The organism is Nocardioides sp. J54 (assembly GCF_000519005.1).
In the GTDB taxonomy this organism is placed as follows: domain Bacteria; phylum Actinomycetota; class Actinomycetes; order Propionibacteriales; family Nocardioidaceae; genus Nocardioides.
Window position 1 is genome coordinate 164,484 of the sequence record NZ_JAER01000005.1, and the last position, 21,589, is coordinate 186,072.

A 21,589-nucleotide genomic window follows, 5' to 3' on the forward strand; every position below is an offset into this window, starting at 1 on the left:
ATGACTGCATGAACGCGCACGTCGACGTCCTGGTCGCCGGTGGCGGCGGCTTCATCGGCGGCCACCTGGTCGCCGACCTGCTCGCGCAGGGCAAGACCGTCCGGTCGGTCGACGTCAAGCCGCTCGACGAGTGGTACCAGGTCCACCCGGACGCCGAGAACGTCGTCGGCGACCTCTCCCTCCTCGAGGAGGCGGAGAAGGCGACCAGGGGTGCGCGCGAGGTCTACATGCTCGCCGCCGACATGGGCGGCATGGGCTTCATCGAGAACAACAAGGCGCTGTGCATGCTGACGGTGCTGACCAGCACCCACATGCTCCAGGCCGCGCAGAAGTACGACGTCGAGCGCTACTTCTACTCCTCCTCGGCCTGCGTCTACGCCGCCGACAAGCAGACCGACCCGTCGGTGACCGCCCTCAAGGAGTCCGACGCCTACCCGGCCATGCCCGAGGACGGCTACGGCTGGGAGAAGCTCTTCACCGAGCGCATGGCCCGCCACTTCCGCGAGGACTTCGGGCTGCAGACCCGTGTCGCCCGCTACCACAACGTCTACGGCCCGGAGGGCACGTGGACCGGCGGCCGCGAGAAGGCTCCCGCCGCGGTGTGCCGCAAGATCGCGGAGGCCGTCATCTCCGGCAAGCACGAGCTCGAGATCTGGGGCGACGGCGAGCAGACCCGCAGCTTCATGTACATCGACGACTGCGTGAAGGGCTCCCAGATGATCCTGGGCAGCGACCACCTCGAGCCGATCAACCTCGGCTCCGCCGAGCTCGTCACGATCAACCAGCTCTACTCGATCGTCGAGGACATCGCCGGCATCAAGTGCGAGCGCAAGTACGACCTCTCCGCGCCGCAGGGCGTGCGCGGGCGCAACTCGGACAACACCGAGATCAAGCGCGTCTTCGACTGGGAGCCGTCGATCAGCCTCGCCGACGGCCTGGCGAAGACCTACGCCTGGGTCTACGACCAGGTCAAGCGGGCGCAGGGCTGAGGGGCCCCGCAGCGGCGTGCGCATCCTCGTCCACGACTACTCCGGGCACCCGTTCCAGGTCGAGCTCAGCCGTGAGCTCGCCCGGCGCGGGCACGCGGTGACCCACTCCTACTGCCCGGGCTGGGTGTCCGGGAAGGGCCACCTGGTCGCCGAGCCCGGCGAGACCCTCGTCTTCGACCCGGTCGGGCCGACCGAGCCGATCGCCAAGGACCGCTTCGTCCGCCGCGTGCTGCTCGAGGCCCGGGTGGGCTGGGAGCTGCTGCGGCAGGTCCGCCGCACCCGCGCCCAGACGGCGATGCTGTCGAACGCGCAGATCCCCACGCTCGTCGTGTTCGCGCTCGGCATGATGCTGCTGCGCCGTCCGTGGGTGCTGTGGCACCAGGACGTCTACGCGGTCGCCGTGAAGTCCTTCGCCGGCGACAAGCTCGGCCGGATGTTCCGGCTGGTCGCGGCGGTGTTCAGCATCGCCGAGCGCTGGGTGTCCCGCCGCTCGGCGGCCGTCGTGGTGATCGCCCCGTCGTTCGTGCCGGTCCACGAGGAATGGGGCACGGCCGACAAGGTCACCGTGATCCCGAACTGGGCGCCGCTCGACGAGATCCAGCCGGTCGCCCGCAAGAACGACTGGGCGATCGAGCAGGAGCTCGACGACACCCAGACCCTCCTCTACTCCGGCACGCTCGGGCTCAAGCACAACCCGGCCCTGCTCGTCGGCCTGGCCCGCCAGGTCATCGACGCCGGCCGCCCGGTGCGCCTGGTGGTGGTCAACGAGGGCCCCGCGGTCGAGGTGATCCGCGCCGAGGCCGAGCGCCTCGACGTCCCGGTGACCCTGCTCCCGTTCCAGCCGTACGAGCGGCTCTCCGAGGTGCTCGGCAGCGGCGACATCCTCGTCGTGCTGCTCGAGCAGCAGGCGGGCGCCTTCTCGGTGCCGTCGAAGACGTTGTCCTACCTGTGCGCCGGCCGCCCGGTGCTCGGCATGATGCCGTCGGAGAACCTCGCCGCTGCGCTCGTCAACCGCGCCGGCGGCCTCGTGGTGCCGCCCGCAGAGGACGCCCTCCCCCGCGCCGCCGCGTGGGCGGCCGACGTGCTCGCGGACGTCGAGGTGCGCGACGAGCTGGGCGAGGCATCGCGCGACCTCGCCGAGCTGGAGTTCGCGCTCAAGGGGTGCGCCGACCGGTTCGAGGAGATCCTCGAGCGGAGCAGCCGATGACCGGCTCCCCCGTCGTCCTGGTCGGACCGAAGACCCGCCTCGGCCGTGAGGTGGTCGCCCAGCTCGACGGCGCGCCCGTGCTCGCCATCGCCCGTGACGCGCTCGACGCGTCCCAGGTCGCCGAGATCCCCGGGCTGACCCCGGCCGACGTCGTCGACGCCTCCACCCGCGACCTCGCCCCGCGCGTCACCGACCTCGGCAGGGGGCCACTGCGCGTGGTCGTCGCCGCGCTCGGCCCGGTCCACCCGGAGACCCCGCGGACGTCGTACGACGCCTGCGGGGTGGTGCGCGACCTCGGGTTCGTCAAGCAGGTCGTCGCCGCGGGCCGGCCGGTGCGCATCGTGTTCGTCTCCAGCGTGCTGGCCCTGGCCCCCGGCCCCGACCGGCGCTACTACGGCGGGTGGAAGTCCGTCGTGGAGCAGCAGCTCCAGCAGCTCGTCGACGAGTGCTGCGCCGCCGGCGGCGACGCCACCTTGTCGGTGCTCTACCCGGGCCGGCTGGTGGACGCCGCCGAGCGCCGCGGGCGGCTCCGGCTGCACGCGAGCTACCAGGCCCTGGCCCGCCGGGTGCTCGCCACGTCCGCGGAGGCGCGGAGCGTGGACCGGACATTTGGCGCGGACTCTCGAATTTGGTTGATCGTGAGGAGTATCTCTTTCGCACTTCGATCGTTGACGCCTTCGACGAGACGTTCCGTGACGCCATCCCCCGAGCCCGGCGTGACGGAGAGATCCCTTTCCGGGGAAGGTGGGTACTAGATGCGGACGAAGCGCGTGTTCGACCTGTTCGTAGCCGTGACCGCAGCCATCGCCTGGGTGCCCGTGCTGCTGGGTGCCAGCCTCATGGTCCTGCTGATGTCGGGCCGCCCGGTCTTCTACCGGTCGAACCGGTGGGTGCGGAACGGCGAGATGGTCCGGACGATCAAGTTCCGGACGATGGTCAAGAACGCCGACAAGCTCGTGAACCGCACGACGGTCCCCGTCGAGGGCGTCCGGTTCCTCAACATCCCGCCGGACTCCCCGCTCTACACCCGTCCGGGCCGGATCCTGGAGGGCCTCGGCCTGACCGAGATCCCGCAGCTGATCCACGTGCTGCGCGGCGAGATGAGCATCGTCGGCAACCGTCCGCTGCCGGACGCCGTGATGAAGTGCCTGCGTGAGGAGTTCCCCTACGCCGACGACCGCTTCCTCACCCCGGCCGGCCTGACCGGCCCGGTCCAGCTCGTCGGCCGCGACTCGCTCAGCGACTCCGAGCGGCTGCGGATCGAGGGCGCCTACTGCCGCGCGGTGCTGCACGGCTACCGCCTGCGCCTCGACTTCACCGTCCTGCTCTCCACGGTGCTGATCGTCGCCCACCTCAAGAAGCCGCTGGACTACCAGGGCGTCATGGACCTCATCGACCGCCACACCCGGCAGCCGCGCCTGCGCAGCCGCCGCGAGATCATCGTCGAGGACGCGATCCCGTCCTCCGACGTCGCCTGAGGCCCACCCCGCACCTGCACGAGAGGCCGTCGCCCCGAGGGGGCGGCGGCCTCTTGTCATGTCCGGGTACGCCGCGACCCGGCCCTGCCGCCGGTGGTTGAGGTGCGAGGCCGCCCGCGGCCGAGCCCCGAAACCACCGGCCCGACCCACCGGACTGTCACCGCCACAGCCCGCCCGAGCGCCCCGGAGTTGGTCGCGGCGAACCCAAGGCTTGCCGCCAGACGGACTCAGCCCTCTACCGGAGCCAACCGCGACACGCTCGCGCAACAGGGGCGAGCACAACAGGCACCGCGCTTGCGGCTACAGGCTCAAACGATGCTTGAAGTAGTCGATCGTCTCCCGCAGCCCGTCCTCGAGCGCGACGGTCGGCTCCCAGTCCAGCTCCTTGCGGGCCAGGCTGATGTCGGGGCGGCGCTGGCGCGGGTCGTCGGAGGGCAGCGGCCGGTGCTCGATGCGCGAGCGGCCGCCGACGAGCCGGATGACGGCCTCGGCGAGCTCGAGCATGGTGTTCTCGGTCGGGTTGCCGACGTTGACCGGGCCGGTGAAGTCGGCCGGGCTCTCCATCAGCCGCCACATGCCCTCGATCAGGTCGTCGACGTAGCAGAAGCTGCGGGTCTGCTGGCCGTCGCCGTAGATGGTGATCGGCTCGCCGCGCAGGGCCTGGACGATGAAGTTGCTGACGACGCGGCCGTCATCGGGGTGCATCCGCGGACCGTAGGTGTTGAAGATCCGCATCACCTTGATCTCGAGCGAGTGCTGGCGCCAGTAGTCGAAGAACAGGGTCTCCGCGGCGCGCTTGCCCTCGTCGTAGCAGCTGCGGATGCCGATGGGGTTGACCTTGCCCCAGTACTCCTCGACCTGCGGGTGGACCTCGGGGTCGCCGTACACCTCGCTGGTGCTGGCCTGCAGGATCCGGGCGCGCACCCGCTTGGCGAGGCCGAGCATGTTGATCGCGCCGTGGACGCTGGTCTTGGTGGTCTGCACGGGGTCACGCTGGTAGTGGATCGGCGACGCCGGGCAGGCGAGGTTGTAGATGCGGTCGACCTCGACGTACAGCGGGAACGTGACGTCGTGGCGCATGAGCTCGAAGCGGTGGCTGTCGAGCAGCTGGACGATGTTGTCCTTGGTGCCCGTGTAGTAGTTGTCGACGCAGAGGACGTCGTGGCCCTCGGCCACGAGCCGGTCGCAGAGGTGGGAGCCGAGGAACCCGGCGCCTCCGGTCACGAGCACCCGCATGTCAGTTCCTCGCCATCGTGTCGGTGGTCTCGGTGGTGTCGGTGGTGTCGGTGGTGCCGGTGGTCCCGGCGGCGTCGGACCCGTCCGGGCCGGCCAGCGCGGTCGAGCGCGCCTTGTCGGGGTGGTCGTCGCCCCAGTCGGCGGAGGCCACCCAGCACACGGCCGCCAGGCACATCGGGATCCACAGCGTGCGGTCGTAGAGGCTGGGGATCAGCAGCCCCCAGCCCAGGTAGCCCCACACGGTGTAGCAGAGCCGGCGGTAGGGCACGTCCTCGAACAGCGGCCGGGCGAGCGAGAACATCACCAGGAGGAAGCCGACGAGGCCGAAGATGCCGATGCCGACCGCGACCTGCAGCACGTTGTTGTGGATCTCGAACAGGTCGATCAGGCCGTCGCCGAAGAACGGGCTCTCCCAGAACCTGCTGAGGCCGTCGCGCAGGCCCTCGGAGCGGGCGATGTCGGAGCCGGACGCGGACCCCCCGCCGAGGAGGCGGTCGATCGCGGAGGCGTTGCCGGTGATCTCGAGGAGGTACGGCGCCGCGGCGACCACGGTGGCCCCGACGAGCGCGTAGAAGAAGCCGGTGATGGCCGAGCGCTCCACGATCGGGATCATCAGCACGAGGACGGCCACGATGATCGTGGCGCCACGGCTGCCGCTGAACAGGATGGAGATCCCGCACACGGCGGCGGCACCCATGGTCGCCGTCTTGAGCACCCAGTGCTTGTACTCGAAGAAGAGGAAGATCAGCAGCGCGATCGCCATGATCGCGGCCTCGGCGAAGTAGTTCGGGTGGTTGGTCATCCCGAAGTGGCGGCCCTGCGGGGTGATGCCGCCGGTGACGATTCCGCCGGCCCAGCTGGCGACGTGGCCGGCGACGTAGGTCCAGGCGAGGAAGTGGATGACGCGTCGGGCCGGGCGCCACAGCAGGATCCCGACCGGGAACGCGGTCATCACGATCAGCCAGAAGATCAGCGCGAAGGCGCTCTCCAGCGAGCGCTCGGAGCGGATGGTGGCGATCCACCCGAACGTGAACACGACGGTGATGCCGACGATGTATGGCAGGGGGAGCTTCAGCTTCCCGCGCAGGATCTCGGGCAGCAGGAGCGCGAAGCCGACGACGAGCAGCGCGTCGGTCGGGGTGACCGTGGCTCCCTCGGGCGCCAGGCCCTTGTAGGCGGGCGCGGTCGCGAAGGCGCCGGCGAGGGTCAGGATCCCGAGCCGCGTCGACCCGAGCACGGCCAGCAGCGCGATGTAGAGCGCGGCGCCGACGGTCACCAGGCCGACGACGAGGTCGTTGGTGGTGCCGAGGTAGACGAGGCCGACGACGAGGCCGATCGCGGCGAGCGTGACGACCGCGTTGCTGCCCGCGGGCGCGACGAAGGGCCGGGCCGCCTGCTGGGGGCGCACGGTCGTCTCGGTGGGCACTGCTCTCCTCTGGACGGCGTTCGGGCGTCGACGGGACGACCGACCTCGGGGAGTCTAGTGTCACCGGGTCCCGGATGTCGGCGCTTGCCCGTGGTGGGGCGGAACAGGTTCTCGCCGGGCCCTCAGCCGCCGGCGAACGGCGGGAGGAACTCGACGGTGTCGCCGGGCTGCACCACGACCGCGCCCGGGTCGCCGGAGGACACCGGCTGCTCGCCCACCAGCACCGAGCACACCTTGACGACGTCGGCGAAGCGCCCGTCGTCGTGCCGGCGCACCACCTCGTCACGCAGCTCGGCCAGCGTCAGCGGCCCGCTGGCCTCGACCGCCTCCTCGGCGACGCCGGCCGCCGAGCGCGCGGCGGCCCAGTAGCGGACCCGGATGACCTCGGTCTCATTCACGGACTCGTCCTTCCCGGTTGCGACCCTGTTTCGGTATCGTCCCCCACACGAAAACCGGCCGGGGCCCAGCGTTGCGTTTCGGTCTCTCGACACGGTCCCGCCCCGCGGGTCCAGTGAGGAGACCAGGATGAGCACTCTCCTTCTGCTGACGAGCGCGCTGCAACCGTCGGCCGAGGTCCTGCCGGGGCTCGCGCTGCTGGGTCACCACGTGAAGATCCTGCCCGCCGAGGGCAGCGCGCTGCTCGAGGCCCCCGACTCGGACCTGATCCTCGTCGACGGCCGGCAGGACCTGGCCGGGTCCCGCGACCTGTGCCGGCTGATCCGTACGACGGGCACCGACGTGCCGGTCATCCTCGTCGCGACCGAGGGCGGCCTCGCCGTGGTCAACCACGACTGGGGCATGGACGACGTCGTGCTGCACACCTGCGGCCCGGCGGAGCTGGAGGCGCGGATCAAGCTGGCGATCGGCCGCCTGGCTGCCGCCCGTGACGCCGCCGACCCCGAGGCCCACGTGATCCGGTCCGGCGAGGTCGTGGTGGACGACGCGACGTACACCGCCAAGGTCGGCGGCCGCCCCCTGGACCTGACGTTCAAGGAGTTCGAGCTCCTCAAGTTCCTCGCCCAGCACCCGGGCCGCGTGTTCAGCCGGCAGCAGCTGCTGCAGGAGGTCTGGGGCTACGACTACTTCGGCGGCACGCGCACCGTCGACGTCCACGTCCGTCGCCTGCGGGCCAAGCTCGGGCCTGAGAACGAGACCCTCATCGGCACCGTCCGCAACGTCGGCTACCGCTTCGTGCTGCCCACCAAGGGGGCCGAGGAGGACGCCCAACGGGTCAGCGAGCGCGACGCGCAGGACGCCTGAGCCGCTCGCCTCACCGTGGGCCGGGCTGGTCCTGGCGACGCTCGGCCTCGCGGCCCTGCGTCTCCTCGCCGCGCTCGTCGAAGTGGTCCTCGGGGTGCATGAACCTCAGGACCTCGGCCCTGAGCGCAGGCCCGAGCTCGCCCCAGCCGTCCTTGTAGCCGTAGACGGAGGCCAGTGAGCGGGCCTCGTAGTCGCCGTTGAAGATGTCGACGTCCGCGCAGGTGATGAGGGACGGGTGCGGGACGCCGATCGCCGCCGAGATCCGGGTCAGCTCCTTGCGCAAGGTGCGCAGGTAGACCGCCGCCCGCTCCGCCTTCAGCTCCGGGTCGAGCCCGCGCACCAGCCAGGGGTTCTGGGTGGCGACCCCGGTCGGACAGTGGTCGGTGTGGCACTTCTGCGCCTGGATGCAACCGATGGACAGCATCGCCTCACGGGCCACGTTGATCATGTCCGCCCCGAGCGCGAAGGCGACCACGGCGTTGTCGGGCAGGCCGAGCTTGGCCGAGCCGATGAAGGTGACGTCGTCGGTCAGGCCCAGCTCGGCGAACGTGCCGTAGACCCGCGAGAAGCCCATCCGGTAGGGCAGCGAGATCGAGTCGGCGAAGATCAGCGGCGCCGCACCGGTGCCGCCCTCGCCGCCGTCGACGTGATGAAGTCGACGCCGCGCTGGCGCGGCTCCATCAGCCGGGCGAGCTCCTCCCAGAACTCCATCGACCCGACCGCGGACTTGATGCCGACCGGCAGCCCGGTCTCCTCGGCCAGCATCTCGACGAAGTCCAGCATCGAGTCGACGTCGTGGAAGGCGGTGTGCCGCGAGGGCGACGCGCAGTCCTTGCCCTCCGGGATCCCGCGGATCTGGGCGATCTCCGGCGTCACCTTGGCGGCGGGCAGCAGGCCGCCGAGCCCGGGCTTGGCGCCCTGGCTGAGCTTGATCTCGATCGCACGGACCGGCGCCGAGGCGATCATCTCCTTGAGCCGCTCGAGGGAGAACTGGCCGTGCTCGTCGCGGCAGCCGAAGTAGGCGGTGCCGATCTGGACGACGAGCTCGGCACCGTTGCGGTGGTACGGCGAGATCGCGCCCTCGCCGGTGTTGTGCAGGCAACCGGCGGCGGCCGCGCCCTTGTTGAGCGCGGTGATCGCGTTCGACGACAGCGACCCGAAGCTCATCGCCGACACGTTGACGACCGAGCCGGGGCGGAAGGCCTTCGCCCGGCCGCGGGGGCCGCCGAGCACCTTGGCGCTGGGCAGCGTCCAGTTGGCGTCGTGGTCGCTGGGCAGCTTGTCGGCGAAGGTGCGCTGCTTGATGTAGGCGTGGCCCTGGGTGTGCTCGACGTCGACGTCGGTGCCGAACCCGAAGTAGTTGTTCTGCTCCTTGCTGGAGGCGTAGATCCAGGTGCGCTGGTCGCGGCTGAACGGCCGCTCCTCCTCGTTGCTGGTCACGATGTACTGCCGGAGCTCCGGGCCGACCCGCTCGAGCCAGTAGCGGGCGTGCCCGATGATCGGGAAGTTCCGCCGGAGTGCGTGCTTCTTCTGGACGAGGTCCCGCACGGCCACCGCCCCCAGGGTCGCCGCCGCCCCTCCCACCGCGTGCCTGAGCCTCATGGAGCAGGTCTACAGCGCGGGGCGTCGCATGTAAACGCCTCCACCGGACCGGGCGCGGGGGCCGTGGGCGCGGGGGGTGGTGCCCCGGCCGTCCGACGGGGGTCGGTAGCGTCGCCGGGTGCCCACCGACGCCCTCCTCACCGGACCCGCCGCGCTCGACGCGATCGAGGCGGTGCGGACGGCGGCGAGCGCCCACGACGGCGCGGAGCCGCTCGACGAGGCCGCGCTGCTGCGCCTCAAGCACCACGGCCTCGACGACGTCGAGGCCTTCGTGACCGCCGACGGCTTCGCCCTGCGCCGCGGCACCGAGCTCGACCTCGTGGTCACCCCGGACGCCCGCGGTCGGGGTCTCGGCACCCGGCTGGCCGGGCTCGCGACCGCGGCCCCTGGCCCCCTGACGGCCTGGTCCCACGGAGACCACCCTGCCGCGCGCACGCTGGCCGACCGCCTGCAGTTCGCCCGCACGCGCGAGCTGTGGGTCATGCGACGCCCCACCGTCGTACCCCTGCCGGTGGTGAGCCCGCCGGAGGGCGTGCTGATCCGCGACTACGGCGCCGGCGACGCCGACGCCCTGCTCGCCGTGAACGCCGCCGCGTTCGCCCACCACCCCGAGCAGGGGGCCCTGGACCACGAGGGCCTCGCCCAGCGCACGGCTGAGCCGTGGTTCGACCCGGCCGGGCTGCTGCTGGCCGTCGACCGCGACGGACGGCTGCTCGGCTTCCACTGGACCAAGCAGCACGACGAGCACACCGGCGAGGTGTACGTCGTCGGGATCGACCCCGCTGCCCAGGGTCGCGGCCTGGGCAAGCTGCTGACCGTCGCCGGGCTCCAGCACCTCGCCGCGCGCGGCGTGTCCGAGGTGATCCTCTACGTCGAGTCCGACAACGCCCCGGCCCGCCACGTCTACGAGCAGGTGGGCTTCACCCACGACCCGTCCGACACCCATGCCCAGTACCGCCGTGCGGAGGTTTCGGAACATTCCCCGTAACTCCGTGGCCCCTGAGTAGATTTACCTTCCATGAGCTCTGTCCCTGACGACGAGCCGGGGTCGGAGGACGCCCGGCTTGCCGAGTCGCGCCCTGCGCGCGGCCGGGGACGTCGTGGACGGCTCTGGCGCCGCCACGACCAGGAGGCCCCGGTCGTCGGCGAGCTCGACGAGGACGACCTCCAGGAGCTGCTGCGCCGCAGCCACACCTCCGCCGTCGTCGACGGCGAGGACGCGCCCGCGCCGACCGAGCCTGCGGCCCACGAGCCGCCGGCCGACCTGCTGGGGGACCCCGACGACACCGACGACATCGCCGCCCGGGTGGGCGCGCGCAGCGGTCCCGCGGCGACCGCGACGGACGACGAGGACGTGGACTGGACCGCGCTCGTCGTGCCGGACGACGTCGCCGGTGACGCTCGAGACGACCTCGTGGACCTCGTCGAGGCCGGCGACGAGGTGCCCGGCGCGGAGGAGACCCCCGAGGACGCGGCGGTCACCGAGGACGCGGGTGTCGAGGCTGGAGCAGCGGCCGCCCCCCTGGACGGTGACGAGGACGGCGACGAGGACGGCGCCGACCACACGGACGACACCGTCGGCGCCGGCACCGACGGCACCGACGAGACCGCTCCGGTCGTCGACCAGGGGCCGGAGGAGAAGGACTGGGCGGCGCTGATCGACCGCGCCGTCAACCGCGAGGAGCCCGCCCCGGTCGAGGGCGGCCTCGCCGCGCGGATGGCGCGGGTGCGCCACGAGCCGGAGGTCGCGGAGTACAACGGCGAGGCTCCGCTGGCCTGGCCGGCCCCGTCCCCGCTCGCCGATCCCGACCAGGGCACGATCGCCGGGGACGACTGGGCCGAGATCATCTCCCGCGCCACCCGGCCCGCCGTCGCGGACCCGCTGAACGACCCCATCGCCCCCGCCGCGCAGGACGAGGTGGTGCTGCCGGTCGACGCCGTCGACGAGCTGCCCGCCGCGCCGGCCCCCGACCCGCTGACCGACCCCCTCCCCGACCCGCTGACCGCGCCGATCGAGGACGTGGTCGTGGTGGACGAGGGCATCGACGACGTGGACGACGACGCTCCCCGGACGGACCCCGGCCTCGAGGCCGGGGCCGACGAGGCCCCGGCGGAGGAGACCGTCGACGAGGCCGCGCCCGCGCAGCCTGCCGCCGAGGAGCCCGCGCCGCGCCGCGGCCTCAGCGGCGACGTGGTCGACCGCAGCAGCACCGCCGAGGAGGCCGGCCAGCGCGTGATCGCGGCGGCCGTCGACGGCGGGTTCGCCGAGCCGACGCCGGTGCCCGCCCCCAAGGGCCTGGCCCGGCTGCGGCGGCGTACCTCGCCCGCAGCGGCGCCGAAGGCAGCAGCCCGCCCGCTGGCCGAGCCGGTCGAGCCGCCGATGCTCGAGGAGCGCATCCCCGACATCGACCAGGCGCCGGAGGTCCCGCGCCGGCCCGCCGAGGTGCTGGCGCAGGCCCGCGCCGAGATCGAGGCCGAGCTCGCCCCGGTCGTCGAGGCCGACGACACCACCGTCGCCGAGGAGCCGACCGAGGCGCCCGCGAACGCCGACGTGGTCGCGGCCCTTGCCGCGCGCATGCGCCGCGACGCCGAGCTGGCGGCCGCCGAGCAGGCGGCCGAGCGGCTCGCTGCCGAGGAGGCCGCGCAGCGCGCCAGCGAGGCGCGCGCCGAGGCCGACCGCCTCGCCCGCGAGCAGGCCGAGACCGCCGAGGCCGCGCACCGTGCCCGGGCCGAGGCCGAGGAGCTCGCCCGCGCCGAGGCCGAGGCTCGCGAGGCCGCCGAGCGCGCCGCCCGCGAGCGTGCCGAGCTCGCCGACGCCGAGGCCGCCCGCCGCGAGGAGGCGGAGCGCAACGCCATCGCCCAGGCCGAGCTCGCCGCGGCCGCCCACGCCGAGCGCGAGGCCGCCGAGGCGAAGGCTCGCGAGCAGGCCGAGCAGGCCGCCGCTGCCGCTGCTGCCCGCCAGGAGGCGGAGGCGCTCGCGAGCAGCTTTGCCGAGGCAGCCCGCCAGGCCCACGAGGAGCGAGCCGCTGCCGAGGAGCGGGCCCGGGTCATGGCCGAGGCCGCCGCGGTCAGCGCTGCGGAGCACGCCGAGTTCGCCCGCCGGATGCTCGAGGAGCGCGAGGCCGCCGAGCGCACCTCGGCCGAGATCGCCCAGGCCCGCGCGCTCGCCGAGGAGGCCGCCCACCAGCAGGCTGCGCTCGCCCAGGAGGCGCACCGCGCCGCCGAGGCCGCCGAGGAGCGGGCCCGCCTGCTCGCCGAGCAGGCCGCCGCGAGCGCGGAGGAGCACGGCGCCCTGGCCCGTCAGGCCGTCGACGAGCGCGCCGCTGCCGAGGGCGCCGCTGCCGAGCACGCCCGCCTCGCCCAGGAGGCCCACCAGGCCCGGCAGGCCGCGGAGCAGGCAGCGCTGGAGCAGGCCGAGCTCGCCCGGATCGCCCTCGAGACCGCCGAGGCCGCCGAGCTGCGCTCGGAGGAGGCCGCCGCCCGCGCTGCCGAGCAGGCCGCCGCCCGCGTCGCCGCCGACGAGTCCGCCGCCGAGCAGGCCCAGCGCGCCCAGGAGGCGCACGAGGCCCGCCGACTCGCCGAGGAGGCTGCCCGCGAGCAGCTGGAGCTGGTGCGCGAGGCACAGGCCGCCGCCGCAGCGGCCCACGACTCCGCCGCCGCCCTGGCCGAGGAGAAGAAGGCCGCGACCGAGGCCCTGGCGCTGGCTGCGGAGTTCGCGGCCGAGGCCGCCCAGGCCCGCACCGAGGCCGAGGCCCGCGCCGCCAGCGCCCTCACCGAGCTGGAGCAGGCCGCCGCCGCGCACACCGCCGCCCTCGAGGAGGTCCAGGCCGAGCTGGCCCAGGCCCGCGAGGCCGCCCTCGAGCACGCCCGTGCCCGCGCCGAGGCCGAGCGTGCCGCGGCCGAGCAGGCCGAGGCTCGTGCTGCTGCCGAGGCCCGCGCGCTGGAGCTCGCCGCCGAGCGCGAGCGCGCGCTCGAGGAGGCGCTGCAGGCCCGCCTGGAGGCGGAGGCCCGCGCCACCGCCCTCGCCGAGGCCCGCATCGAGGCCGAGACCCGGGCGAGTGCGCTCGCCCAGGACCGCGACGAGGCCCTCACCGAGGCTGCCCGGGCCCGCGCCGAGGCGGAGCTCTCCACCGCCGGGCTCACCGACCACGTGGCCCAGATCCGGGCTCGCCTGGCGGCGGGTGCCGTCCCGGTCGTCGAGGAGCCCGTCGCCGAGGAGCCCGCCGATGAGGAGCCGGTCATCGAGGAGCCGGTCGTCGAGGAGCCGGTCGCCGAGGAGCCGGTCGTCGAGGAGCCGGTCGTCGAGGAGCCGGTCGTCGAGGAGCCGGTCGTCGAGGAGCCCCTTGTCGAGGAGCCCGTCGCCGAGGAGCTGCCGCACGAGCCGTACCTGCTGGCGTCGTACGAGGCGGACGGGTCGGACGTGGGCGTCGTCGAGGACGACGCGACCTTCGTCGTGTCGTCGAGCGAGGTCGCCGACCCCGAGCCGGTCGCCCCGGCCGTGCTCGCCGAGATCGAGCAGGCGCCGTCGCTCGTCGAGCAGTGGCGTGCCGGCGTCGAGCCGGTGGACGAGACCGACGACCTGGTCGACGTCGACGCGGCCGACGAGGCCGAGGACGTCGTGGTCGTGCGGCCGGACCTGCCGGCCCTGTGGCGCACCTCCGCGGACGCCTCCGACTCCCCCGACTCGGTGATGGACCCGGTCCTCGCGACCGACGAGCCCGTCGCCGCGGAGCTGTCGCCCCTGCACGACGCCTTCGACGAGGACGCCGCGACCGACGAGCCCGTCGTCGAGGCCGAGCCGGTCCTCGCGCCCGAGCCCGTCATCGAGCCCGAGCCCGTCATCGAGCCCGAGCCGGTCCTCGAGCCCGAGCCGGTCCTCGAGCCCGAGCCGGTCCTCGAGGCCGAGCCGGTCATCGAGCCCGAGCCCGAGGTCGTCGCCGCGGCCGAGGTCGTCACCGACGAGCCCGCCGTCGAGCCCGAGCCGGTCGCCGCGGAGGAGCCGGTCGAGGAGCCGACCACGGTCATCGAGGTCGAGGACTCCGTCGTCGAGCCGCCGGCCGAGCCCGCCGCGCCGCGCCGGCCGTCCCACCAGGACGCCGCCCGCGAGGCGCTGGCCGCCCTGGCCGCAGACACCCCCGCGAAGGCCGCCGAGCAGAGGAAGATCCCGTTCCACGCCAAGCGCGGCAGCGGCAGCCTCGCGGTCGTCTCGCTGCTGATCGCCGTCGCGTGCGCAGCGGTCGTCGGCCGCATGGCGTGGCAGCAGACGATCCTCGACGACATCCCGCTGAGCGCCACGCTCACGGTGGTGGCGACCGCGCTGCTCCTGTTCGCGCTCCGCGCGATCGGCAACACCCGGTCGGTCTCCATCGACGAGCAGGGCGTGCTCAAGGTCGTGGTCGGCGACTTCAGCAGCCAGTTCGACCTGACCAGCCCGAACACCAAGATCGAGCAGACCGGGACGCCCGGCTCGCGCAACTGGCGCATCAACATCCTGCGCCGCAGCATGTCCCCGGTCGCCATCGACAGCCGGATGGTCGACTCCCACCTCTTCCTGGAGGCACTGCGGCAATGGCGACCGGACCTCTAGGCACCGACCCCGAGCACGCGGCGCTGAGCGCCGAGCGCGACGCCCTCGCCCGCCGGTGCGCGGAGGCGGAGGCCCGGGTCGCCGAGCTGGAGGCCGAGCTCGCCGAGGCCAGGGCGAGCCTCGCCGCGCAGGCGGACGACAGCCACCTCTCCCTCTTCGACGGTACGACGGAGGACCGTCTCGTCGGCGACGGGAGCGACCCGCGGGTGCTCTCGCTGGTGCTCGGCGCGACCGCGGTGGTCGCCGGCATGGTCACCCTGCTCACGATCCTCAACGGCAAGATCGTGAGCCCGTTCGGCGTCGTGATGATCGCGCTCACGGTCGGCCTCGCGTGGGGCGCGGCGCGCACCAGGGTGGTGCCGGTCGAGGTGAGCGTGGTGCGCGGGATGGTCTACGTGCAGCAGGGCGAGTCGTCGTACCGCTTCGACCTGCGCCGGCCGGAGACCGACGTGCAGGTCGTCGGCGAGCCGGGCAGCCCGACCTGGGCCGTGCGCTTCGGCCGCCGCGGGCTCGACCCGTTCGTCATCGATGCCTCGATGGTCGACTCGGTGGAGTTCACCGGCCGGTTGCGGGAGTACCGCCCCGAGCTGTGACCCGACGTCCTCAGCGGAGGGAGGCGCGCAGCGCCGCGGCGATCTCGAGCACGGCGGCACGGCTGGTGCGGCCGACCCCGACGATGTTGAGGAAGCCGTGGATCTGGTCCACGAAGCGACGCTGCTCGACCTTCACCCCGGCGTCGGCCAGGCGTCGGGCGTAGGCCTCGCCCTCGTCGCGCAGCGGGTCGAAGCCCGCGGTCACGACGTGGGCGGGGGCGAGCCCCTCGGGGAGCTCGACGTCGAGCAGGTTGACCCGGGCGTCGGACCGGTCGGCGGCGGTCGGCAGGTAGACCTCGTTGAACTGACCGATCGAGTCCGCGGTCAGGTAGAAGCCCTCGCCGAACAGCCGCAGGCTCTCGGTGTCGCGGTCGGGGTCGGTGCAGGGGTAGACGAGCAGCTGGAACGCCAGCGGGATGCCGGAGCGAGCAGCCTCGATCGCGGCCCAGGCGGCGATGTTGCCGCCGGCGGAGTCGCCGGCGACGCCGACCCGCCCCGGGTCGACGCCGAGCTCGTCGGCGTGCTCGACGACCCAGCGCAGGGCAGCGACGGCGTCGTCGAAGCCGCCGGGGAAAGCTCGCTCGGGTCCGACGCCGTACTCGACGGCGAGGACCGGCACGCCGGACTCCTCCGCGAGCACGCGGCAGGGTGCGTCGTGGGAGTCGAGGTCGCCGTACAGGAAGCCGCCGCCGTGGAAGAACAGCAGCACCGGCTGCGGCTGCGTCGCGGGGCGGGCGCCGTGCGGCAGGTAGTGGCGCGCCGGCAGGCCGGCCACGGTGAGCTCGCGGACCGCGCCGATCGGCTGGTCACCCCCGACCAGGGCCGCGTTGGCGCGCATGGCGGCGCGGCCGCGGGCGAGGTCGGTGCCGCCCAGGTCGCCCTTGCGCGCGATGCGCTGCAGGCGCAGCATCGCCTGGAGGTCGGGGGCCAGGGCCTGCCCGTCCAGCACGAGGGGGCGGCCGGCGACGGCGCGCAGGGCGGGACCCGGCAGGCCCATGATCGTCCGCAGGGCAGTGGCCTCGACCGTGGAGCGCAGGTTCACGGAGCACAACCTACTCACAGGTAGGGAATCGTGGGGTCGTGCTGGCGCCACCCGCTGTTCACCACCGGCTGCCACACTCGATCCATGAGCACCGAGCCGCACCCCGTCGGCGACGAGGCCGACGCGACCGAGCCGCTGAGCGTGGTCCCGGACCCGGGCGCGGACGAGACCGCTGACGAGGCCACCGACGCCGGTGACTACGAGCCGGACCCGGCCGTGCTCGAGCGGATCCGGTCGGTCGAGAACCGGTTCGTCGACCGCGAGCTGTCATGGCTGCGCTTCAACGAGCGCGTGCTCGAGCTCGCCGAGGACGAGACGCTGCCGTTGCTGGAGCGGGCCCGCTACCTCGCGATCTTCACCAGCAACCTCGACGAGTTCTTCATGGTCCGGGTCGCCGGCCTGAAGCGGCGCATCGCGACCGGCCTCGCCGTGCGGGCCGCCAGCGGCCTGATGCCGCTGGCGGTGCTGGAGGCGATCTGGGCCCGCACGGAGGAGCTCAGCCAGCGCCACGCCGGCGTCTTCCGCGACACCATCGTGCCCGCGCTGGAGGAGGAGGGCATCGCCCTGGTCCGGTGGAGCGACCTCGAGCGCGGCGAGCAGAAGCACTGCAAGCGGCTGTTCAAGGAGCGCATCTACCCGGTGCTCACGCCGCTGGCCGTCGACCCGGCGCACCCCTTCCCCTACATCTCGGGCCTGTCGCTGAACCTCGCCGTCGTCGTACGCAACCCGAAGACGGGCAAGGAGCACTTCGCACGCGTGAAGGTGCCGCCGAACTTCGACCGCTTCGTCCCGCTCGGCAACGCGCGCTTCGTGCCGCTCGAGGACGTCATCGGCGCACACCTCGGTCGGCTGTTCCCCGGCATGGAGGTGCTCGAGGTGCACACCTTCCGGGTCACCCGCAACGAGGACCTCGAGGTCGAGGAGGACGACGCCGAGAACCTCCTCACCGCCCTGGAGAAGGAGCTCCTGCGCCGGAAGTTCGGGCCGCCGGTGCGCCTGGAGGTCGAGGAGTCGATCGCCCCGTCGGTGCTGGAGCTGCTGGTCTCCGAGCTCGACATCAGCCAGGAGGAGGTCTTCCGGCTGCCGGGGCCGCTCGACCTGCGCGGGCTGCACTCGATCGCCGACCTGCCCCGCGACGACCTGAAGTACCCCTCCTTCGTGCCGGCGACCCACCCGAGCCTCGCCGAGGTGGAGTCGGCCGCGCCCGTCGACGTGTTCAAGGCGCTGCGCCGCCGCGACGTCCTCGTGCACCACCCGTACGACTCGTTCGCGACGTCGGTGCAGCGCTTCATCGAGCAGGCCGCCGCGGACCCCCACGTGCTGGCGATCAAGCAGACGCTCTACCGCACCTCCGGCGACTCCCCCATCATCGACGCCCTCATCGACGCCGCCGAGGCCGGCAAGCAGGTCCTGGTGCTGGTCGAGATCAAGGCGCGCTTCGACGAGCAGGCCAACATCCGCTGGGCCCGCAAGCTGGAGACCGCCGGCTGCCACGTCGTCTACGGCCTGGTCGGGCTCAAGACCCACTGCAAGCTGGCGATGGTCGTGCGCGACGAGCCGGACGGCATCCGGCGCTACACCCACATCGGCACCGGCAACTACAACCCCAAGACGTCGCGGATGTACGAGGACCTGGGGCTGCTGACGACCGACGAGGTGATCGGCGAGGACGTCGCGCACCTGTTCAACAACCTCTCCGGCTGGTCGCGCAAGGCGACCTACCAGCAGCTGCTGGTCGCGCCGGACTCCGTGCGTTCCGGGCTGGTGGAGCAAATCCACCGCGAGATCGGCCACCACCGCGCCGGTCGCCCGGCCGGCATCCGGTTCAAGGCCAACTCCGTGGTCGACGAGGAGGTCATCGACGCGCTCTACCTCGCCTCCTGCGAGGGCGTGCCGGTCGAGCTGCTCGTGCGCGGCATCTGCGCGCTGCGGCCGGGCGTGCCCGGGCTGAGCGAGAACGTGCGGGTGCGGTCGATCCTGGGCCGCTACCTCGAGCACAGCCGGGTGTTCTCCTTCGAGGGCGGCGGCGAGCCGGTTGCCTGGATCGGGTCCGCCGACCTGATGCACCGCAACCTCGACCGGCGCGTCGAGGTGCTGGTGCGGCTGCCCGACCACAGCCGCGACGAGGTACGACGCCTCCTGGACCTCGCGTTCGACCCGACCACCGAGGCCTGGGAGCTCGGCGCCGACGGCCGCTGGACGAGAAATGCGGGCACCGTGCACCTGCAGGAGACGCTGATCGACCGGAACCGGCGTCGTCGTACCTCCGGCTGAGCGGAGCGACACGCCGCCCTGACCTGCGACGACACCGCACCTCCGGCATTTCGTGGGCGGCGACACACCTCCGGGGGTGCCCGCGGGTTGCGTTCACGTGAGCGGCACCCCCTAGCATGGGGACGTTCGTCTCCGCCTCAACGGGAGTCCATGTGGGTCTGCGTCTGCGTCCGGTCGACACTTCGTTCTACGACCTCTTCACCAAGTCCGCGCAGCACCTCGTCGGTGGCGCTGACTTGCTCGCCGAGATGCTCTCGGAGAGTTCCGACAAGGCGTCGGTCGCCGAGCGCATGCGTGCCGCCGAGCACGCCGCGGACGAGACGACCCACGAGATCGTCAAGAAGGTCAACAGCACCTTCGTCACGCCGTTCGACCGCGAGGACATCTACGCGCTCGGATCGGGCCTCGACGACGTCATGGACATGATGGAGGAGGCCGTCGACCTCATCCTGCTCTACGAGGTCGCCGACCTGCCCGCCGAGCTCTCCGACCAGGTCGACGTGCTCCAGCGCTGCGCCGAGCTGACCGCGGCCGCGATGCCGCGCCTGCAGTCGATGAAGTCGCTCGAGGACTACTGGATCGAGATCAACCGCCTGGAGAACACCGGTGACCGCAACCACCGCCGCATCCTGGCCAAGCTCTTCTCCGGCGAGTTCGCGACGATCGAGGTCCTGAAGCTGAAGGACGTCGTCGAGTCGCTCGAGGGTGCCATCGACGCCTTCGAGACGGTGGCGAACATCGTGGAGCAGATCGCCGTCAAGGAAGGCTGACCGGGAGCGTGGACTCCATCCTCCTGATGGTCATCGCGGTCGTCGTGATCGCGCTGGTCTTCGACTACACCAACGGCTTCCACGACGCGGCGAACGCCATCGCGACCTCGGTGTCGACGCGCGCGCTCACGCCGCGCATCGCCCTCGCGATGGCGGCGATCCTCAACTTCGTCGGCGCCCTCCTCGGCGTCGGCGTCGCGCAGACGATCCAGGGGATCATCAGGATCGAGGAGGTCAGCTCCTCAGCGGTCGAGCTCGATCGGATCCATGCGCTGACCATCGTCCTGGCAGCGCTGGTCGGTGCGATCACGTGGAACCTGATCACCTGGTACTTCGGCATCCCGAGCTCGTCCTCGCACGCCCTCATCGGCGGCATCGTCGGTGCCGGCGTCGCCAGCGCGACGACGGTCGAGTGGGACACGCTCGTGGACAAGGTCGCCATCCCGATGGTCGCCTCGCCGCTCATCGGCTTCCTCGGCGCCTTCCTCTTCATGACCGCGATCATGTGGGCCTTCCGCAAGGCCAACCCGCACCGGATCAACCGCGGCTTCCGCTACGCGCAGACCGTCTCGGCCGCCGGCATGTCGCTCGGCCACGGCCTCCAGGACGCCCAGAAGACGATGGGCGTCATCGTGCTCGCGCTCGTCGCGGGCGGCTACTCCGACGGCGACGACGTCCCGCTGTGGGTCATCGTGGCGGCAGCCCTCGCGATCGCAGCCGGCACCTACTCCGGCGGCTGGCGCATCATGCGCACCCTCGGCCGGAAGATCATCGACCTCGACCCGCCGCGCGGCTTCGCCGCCGAGGGCGTTGCCGCCACCGTGCTCTACGTGATGGCCATGGGCCTGCACGCCCCGGTGTCGACCACCCACACGATCACGTCGGCGATCATGGGCTCGGGCGCGACCAAGCGCTTCAGCGCGGTCCGCTGGGGCGTCGCCCGTGGCATCGTCGTGGCCTGGGTCCTGACCATCCCCGCCGCTGCCCTGGTCGCCATCGCCACCTACTTCGGACTCGCCGCGGTCATCCCCGGCAACTGACCCTCCCCCGCCGGCTCGTCGAGACGTCACTTCCGGCACGTCGAGGCGTCACATTCGGCACGTCGAGGCGTCACTTGTGGCGGGTCGAGACGTCACTTGTGGCGGGTCGAGTGGTCAGTCATGGCACGTCGAGGCGTCGGCCCGCGCGCCGTCGTACGACGTGACCACTCGACGCGCCAGAAGTGACGCCTCAACAGGCCGGACCTGACCACTCAACAGGCCACAAGTGACCACTCGACGAGCCACATGTGACGCCTCGGCATCAGCCGAAGCGGCCGGAGATGTAGGCCTCGGTGGCGGGGTCGTCGGGGTTGGCGAACATCTTCTTCGTCGGGTTGAACTCGACGAGGTGGCCGGGCTGGCCGGTCGCCTTGAGGTTGAAGAAGCCGGTGTCGTCGGAGACGCGGGCGGCCTGCTGCATGTTGTGGGTGACGATGACGATCGTGTAGTCGTCCTTGAGCTCGTGGATGAGGTCCTCGATCGCGGAGGTGGAGATCGGGTCGAGGGCGGAGCAGGGCTCGTCCATGAGCAGCACCTGGGGCTCGACGGCGATGGCGCGGGCGATGCACAGCCGCTGCTGCTGGCCGCCGGAGAGGCCCATGCCGGGCTTGCCGAGGCGGTCCTTGACCTCGTTCCAGAGGTTGGCGCCGCGCAGCGAGCGCTCGACGACGTCGTCGGCCTCGGACTTCCTCAGCTTGCCGGCGTTCAGCTTCAGCCCGGCGAGGACGTTGTCGTAGATCGACATCGTCGGGAACGGGTTCGGGCGCTGGAAGACCATGCCGATCTGGCGGCGCACCGCGACCGGGTCGACGCCGGGGTCGTAGAGGTCCTGGCCGTCGACGACGATCTTGCCCTCGACGCGGGCGCCGGGGATCACCTCGTGCATCCGGTTGAGGGAGCGCAGGAAGGTCGACTTCCCGCAGCCGGAGGGGCCGATGAACGCGGTGACCGCACCGGCCCGGATGGTCATGTTGACGCCCTGCACCGCGAGGAAGTCGCCGTAGTAGATGTCGACGTCGGAGATGTCGATGCTCTTGGCCATGTCTGCGTTTCTGCCTTCTCTTCTCTGCGGTCTGGGTGGCCCG

At 72.4% G+C, this 21,589-nt stretch carries 18 protein-coding genes; 11 read left to right on the plus strand and 7 right to left on the minus strand.

Annotation, left to right across the window (positions count from 1 at the left end):
- Positions 1 to 8 precede the first annotated feature (8 nt).
- From NOCJ54_RS0105575 to NOCJ54_RS24025, 4 genes are read left to right on the plus strand one after another with little or no spacing between them, the layout of a single operon-like run.
- The gene (locus NOCJ54_RS0105575; protein WP_028654710.1) at positions 9 to 989 is read left to right on the plus strand and encodes an NAD-dependent epimerase/dehydratase family protein; all 981 of its coding nucleotides are present in this window, start codon (positions 9 to 11) and stop codon (positions 987 to 989) included.
- 16 nt (positions 990 to 1,005) lie between these two features.
- Positions 1,006 to 2,196 carry a glycosyltransferase family 4 protein gene (locus tag NOCJ54_RS0105580; protein WP_028654711.1) on the plus strand — a complete coding sequence of 397 codons (1,191 nt, stop codon included), beginning with the start codon at positions 1,006 to 1,008 and terminating at the stop codon, positions 2,194 to 2,196.
- Positions 2,193 to 2,951, plus strand: a complete 759-nt coding sequence (locus NOCJ54_RS0105585) for a hypothetical protein (RefSeq protein WP_028654712.1) — start codon at positions 2,193 to 2,195, stop codon at positions 2,949 to 2,951. The genes NOCJ54_RS0105580 and NOCJ54_RS0105585 overlap by 4 nt, the downstream gene beginning before the upstream one ends.
- Positions 2,952 to 3,674, plus strand: a complete 723-nt coding sequence (locus NOCJ54_RS24025; protein WP_028654713.1) for a sugar transferase — start codon at positions 2,952 to 2,954, stop codon at positions 3,672 to 3,674.
- A 300-nt stretch (positions 3,675 to 3,974) separates the two neighbouring features.
- On the opposite strand, the gene NOCJ54_RS0105595 is transcribed toward NOCJ54_RS24025, so the two are convergent.
- From NOCJ54_RS0105595 to NOCJ54_RS0105605, 3 genes are all read right to left on the minus strand, one after another.
- The gene (locus tag NOCJ54_RS0105595; RefSeq protein ID WP_028654714.1) at positions 3,975 to 4,910 is read right to left on the minus strand and encodes a UDP-glucuronic acid decarboxylase family protein; all 936 of its coding nucleotides are present in this window, start codon (positions 4,908 to 4,910) and stop codon (positions 3,975 to 3,977) included.
- Between the two features lies 1 nt (position 4,911).
- Complete coding sequence (locus NOCJ54_RS0105600) at positions 4,912 to 6,336, minus strand: O-antigen ligase family protein (RefSeq protein ID WP_028654715.1); 1,425 nt, start codon at positions 6,334 to 6,336, stop codon at positions 4,912 to 4,914.
- Between the two features lie 122 nt (positions 6,337 to 6,458).
- The gene (locus tag NOCJ54_RS0105605; RefSeq protein WP_028654716.1) at positions 6,459 to 6,734 is read right to left on the minus strand and encodes a MoaD/ThiS family protein; all 276 of its coding nucleotides are present in this window, start codon (positions 6,732 to 6,734) and stop codon (positions 6,459 to 6,461) included.
- A 127-nt stretch (positions 6,735 to 6,861) separates the two neighbouring features.
- Here NOCJ54_RS0105605 and NOCJ54_RS0105610 point away from each other — a divergent pair, with 127 nt between their 5' ends.
- Positions 6,862 to 7,596 (plus strand): response regulator transcription factor, encoded by a 735-nt coding sequence (locus NOCJ54_RS0105610; RefSeq protein WP_028654717.1) that lies wholly within the window; start codon positions 6,862 to 6,864, stop codon positions 7,594 to 7,596.
- Positions 7,597 to 7,606: 10 nt separating this feature from the next.
- On the opposite strand, the gene NOCJ54_RS30475 is transcribed toward NOCJ54_RS0105610, so the two are convergent.
- Both NOCJ54_RS30475 and NOCJ54_RS30480 read right to left on the minus strand, forming a co-directional pair.
- Positions 7,607 to 8,299, minus strand: a complete 693-nt coding sequence (locus NOCJ54_RS30475) for a glutamate synthase-related protein (protein WP_269634519.1) — start codon at positions 8,297 to 8,299, stop codon at positions 7,607 to 7,609.
- A complete protein-coding gene (locus tag NOCJ54_RS30480) occupies positions 8,203 to 9,198 on the minus strand; it encodes an FMN-binding glutamate synthase family protein (protein ID WP_269634517.1) in 996 nt (331 codons plus the stop codon). The genes NOCJ54_RS30475 and NOCJ54_RS30480 overlap by 97 nt, the downstream gene beginning before the upstream one ends.
- Positions 9,199 to 9,316: 118 nt before the next feature.
- Between NOCJ54_RS30480 and mshD the strand changes: the two genes are divergently transcribed.
- The 3 genes from mshD to NOCJ54_RS0105630 are packed head-to-tail and all read left to right on the plus strand — an operon-like array spanning position 9,317 to position 15,378.
- Positions 9,317 to 10,186: a mycothiol synthase gene (gene mshD / locus NOCJ54_RS0105620; protein WP_036516951.1), complete on the plus strand. Its 870-nt coding sequence runs from the start codon at positions 9,317 to 9,319 to the stop codon at positions 10,184 to 10,186.
- Positions 10,187 to 10,216: 30 nt separating this feature from the next.
- Complete coding sequence (locus NOCJ54_RS28055; protein ID WP_051485500.1) at positions 10,217 to 14,785, plus strand: hypothetical protein; 4,569 nt, start codon at positions 10,217 to 10,219, stop codon at positions 14,783 to 14,785.
- Positions 14,767 to 15,378 (plus strand): hypothetical protein, encoded by a 612-nt coding sequence (locus NOCJ54_RS0105630; RefSeq protein ID WP_028654719.1) that lies wholly within the window; start codon positions 14,767 to 14,769, stop codon positions 15,376 to 15,378. The genes NOCJ54_RS28055 and NOCJ54_RS0105630 overlap by 19 nt, the downstream gene beginning before the upstream one ends.
- 10 nt (positions 15,379 to 15,388) lie before the next feature.
- Here the strand turns inward: NOCJ54_RS0105630 and NOCJ54_RS0105635 are convergent, their stop codons facing one another.
- Complete coding sequence (locus NOCJ54_RS0105635; protein ID WP_232221682.1) at positions 15,389 to 16,420, minus strand: alpha/beta hydrolase; 1,032 nt, start codon at positions 16,418 to 16,420, stop codon at positions 15,389 to 15,391.
- A gap of 84 nt (positions 16,421 to 16,504) precedes the next feature.
- Here NOCJ54_RS0105635 and NOCJ54_RS24050 point away from each other — a divergent pair, with 84 nt between their 5' ends.
- The 3 genes from NOCJ54_RS24050 to NOCJ54_RS0105650 all read left to right on the plus strand — a co-directional run bounded on the left by NOCJ54_RS24050 (position 16,505) and on the right by NOCJ54_RS0105650 (position 20,504).
- On the plus strand, positions 16,505 to 18,694 hold the full coding sequence (locus NOCJ54_RS24050) for an RNA degradosome polyphosphate kinase (protein ID WP_084254937.1): 2,190 nt from the start codon (positions 16,505 to 16,507) through the stop codon (positions 18,692 to 18,694).
- A gap of 152 nt (positions 18,695 to 18,846) precedes the next feature.
- The gene (locus NOCJ54_RS0105645) at positions 18,847 to 19,464 is read left to right on the plus strand and encodes a DUF47 domain-containing protein (protein WP_028654721.1); all 618 of its coding nucleotides are present in this window, start codon (positions 18,847 to 18,849) and stop codon (positions 19,462 to 19,464) included.
- A gap of 26 nt (positions 19,465 to 19,490) precedes the next feature.
- Positions 19,491 to 20,504, plus strand: a complete 1,014-nt coding sequence (locus NOCJ54_RS0105650) for an inorganic phosphate transporter (RefSeq protein ID WP_036517027.1) — start codon at positions 19,491 to 19,493, stop codon at positions 20,502 to 20,504.
- A 262-nt stretch (positions 20,505 to 20,766) separates the two neighbouring features.
- Here the strand turns inward: NOCJ54_RS0105650 and pstB are convergent, their stop codons facing one another.
- Positions 20,767 to 21,546: a phosphate ABC transporter ATP-binding protein PstB gene (gene pstB, locus NOCJ54_RS0105655; protein WP_028654723.1), complete on the minus strand. Its 780-nt coding sequence runs from the start codon at positions 21,544 to 21,546 to the stop codon at positions 20,767 to 20,769.
- Positions 21,547 to 21,589: the final 43 nt, after the last annotated feature.

Bases quoted from the DNA above. Each gene is read 5' to 3' on its own strand.
- NOCJ54_RS0105575 (WP_028654710.1), top strand. From the start codon at position 9: ATGAACGCGCACGTCGACGTCCTGGTCGCCGGTGGCGGCGGCTTCATC.
- NOCJ54_RS0105585 (WP_028654712.1), top strand. From the start codon at position 2,193: ATGACCGGCTCCCCCGTCGTCCTGGTCGGACCGAAGACCCGCCTCGGC.
- NOCJ54_RS24025 (WP_028654713.1), top strand. From the start codon at position 2,952: ATGCGGACGAAGCGCGTGTTCGACCTGTTCGTAGCCGTGACCGCAGCC.
- NOCJ54_RS0105595 (WP_028654714.1), bottom strand. From the start codon at position 4,910: ATGCGGGTGCTCGTGACCGGAGGCGCCGGGTTCCTCGGCTCCCACCTC.
- NOCJ54_RS0105610 (WP_028654717.1), top strand. From the start codon at position 6,862: ATGAGCACTCTCCTTCTGCTGACGAGCGCGCTGCAACCGTCGGCCGAG.
- NOCJ54_RS30480 (WP_269634517.1), bottom strand. From the start codon at position 9,198: ATGAGGCTCAGGCACGCGGTGGGAGGGGCGGCGGCGACCCTGGGGGCG.
- NOCJ54_RS28055 (WP_051485500.1), top strand. From the start codon at position 10,217: ATGAGCTCTGTCCCTGACGACGAGCCGGGGTCGGAGGACGCCCGGCTT.
- NOCJ54_RS0105630 (WP_028654719.1), top strand. From the start codon at position 14,767: ATGGCGACCGGACCTCTAGGCACCGACCCCGAGCACGCGGCGCTGAGC.
- NOCJ54_RS24050 (WP_084254937.1), top strand. From the start codon at position 16,505: ATGAGCACCGAGCCGCACCCCGTCGGCGACGAGGCCGACGCGACCGAG.
- NOCJ54_RS0105650 (WP_036517027.1), top strand. From the start codon at position 19,491: ATGGTCATCGCGGTCGTCGTGATCGCGCTGGTCTTCGACTACACCAAC.
- pstB (WP_028654723.1), bottom strand. From the start codon at position 21,546: ATGGCCAAGAGCATCGACATCTCCGACGTCGACATCTACTACGGCGAC.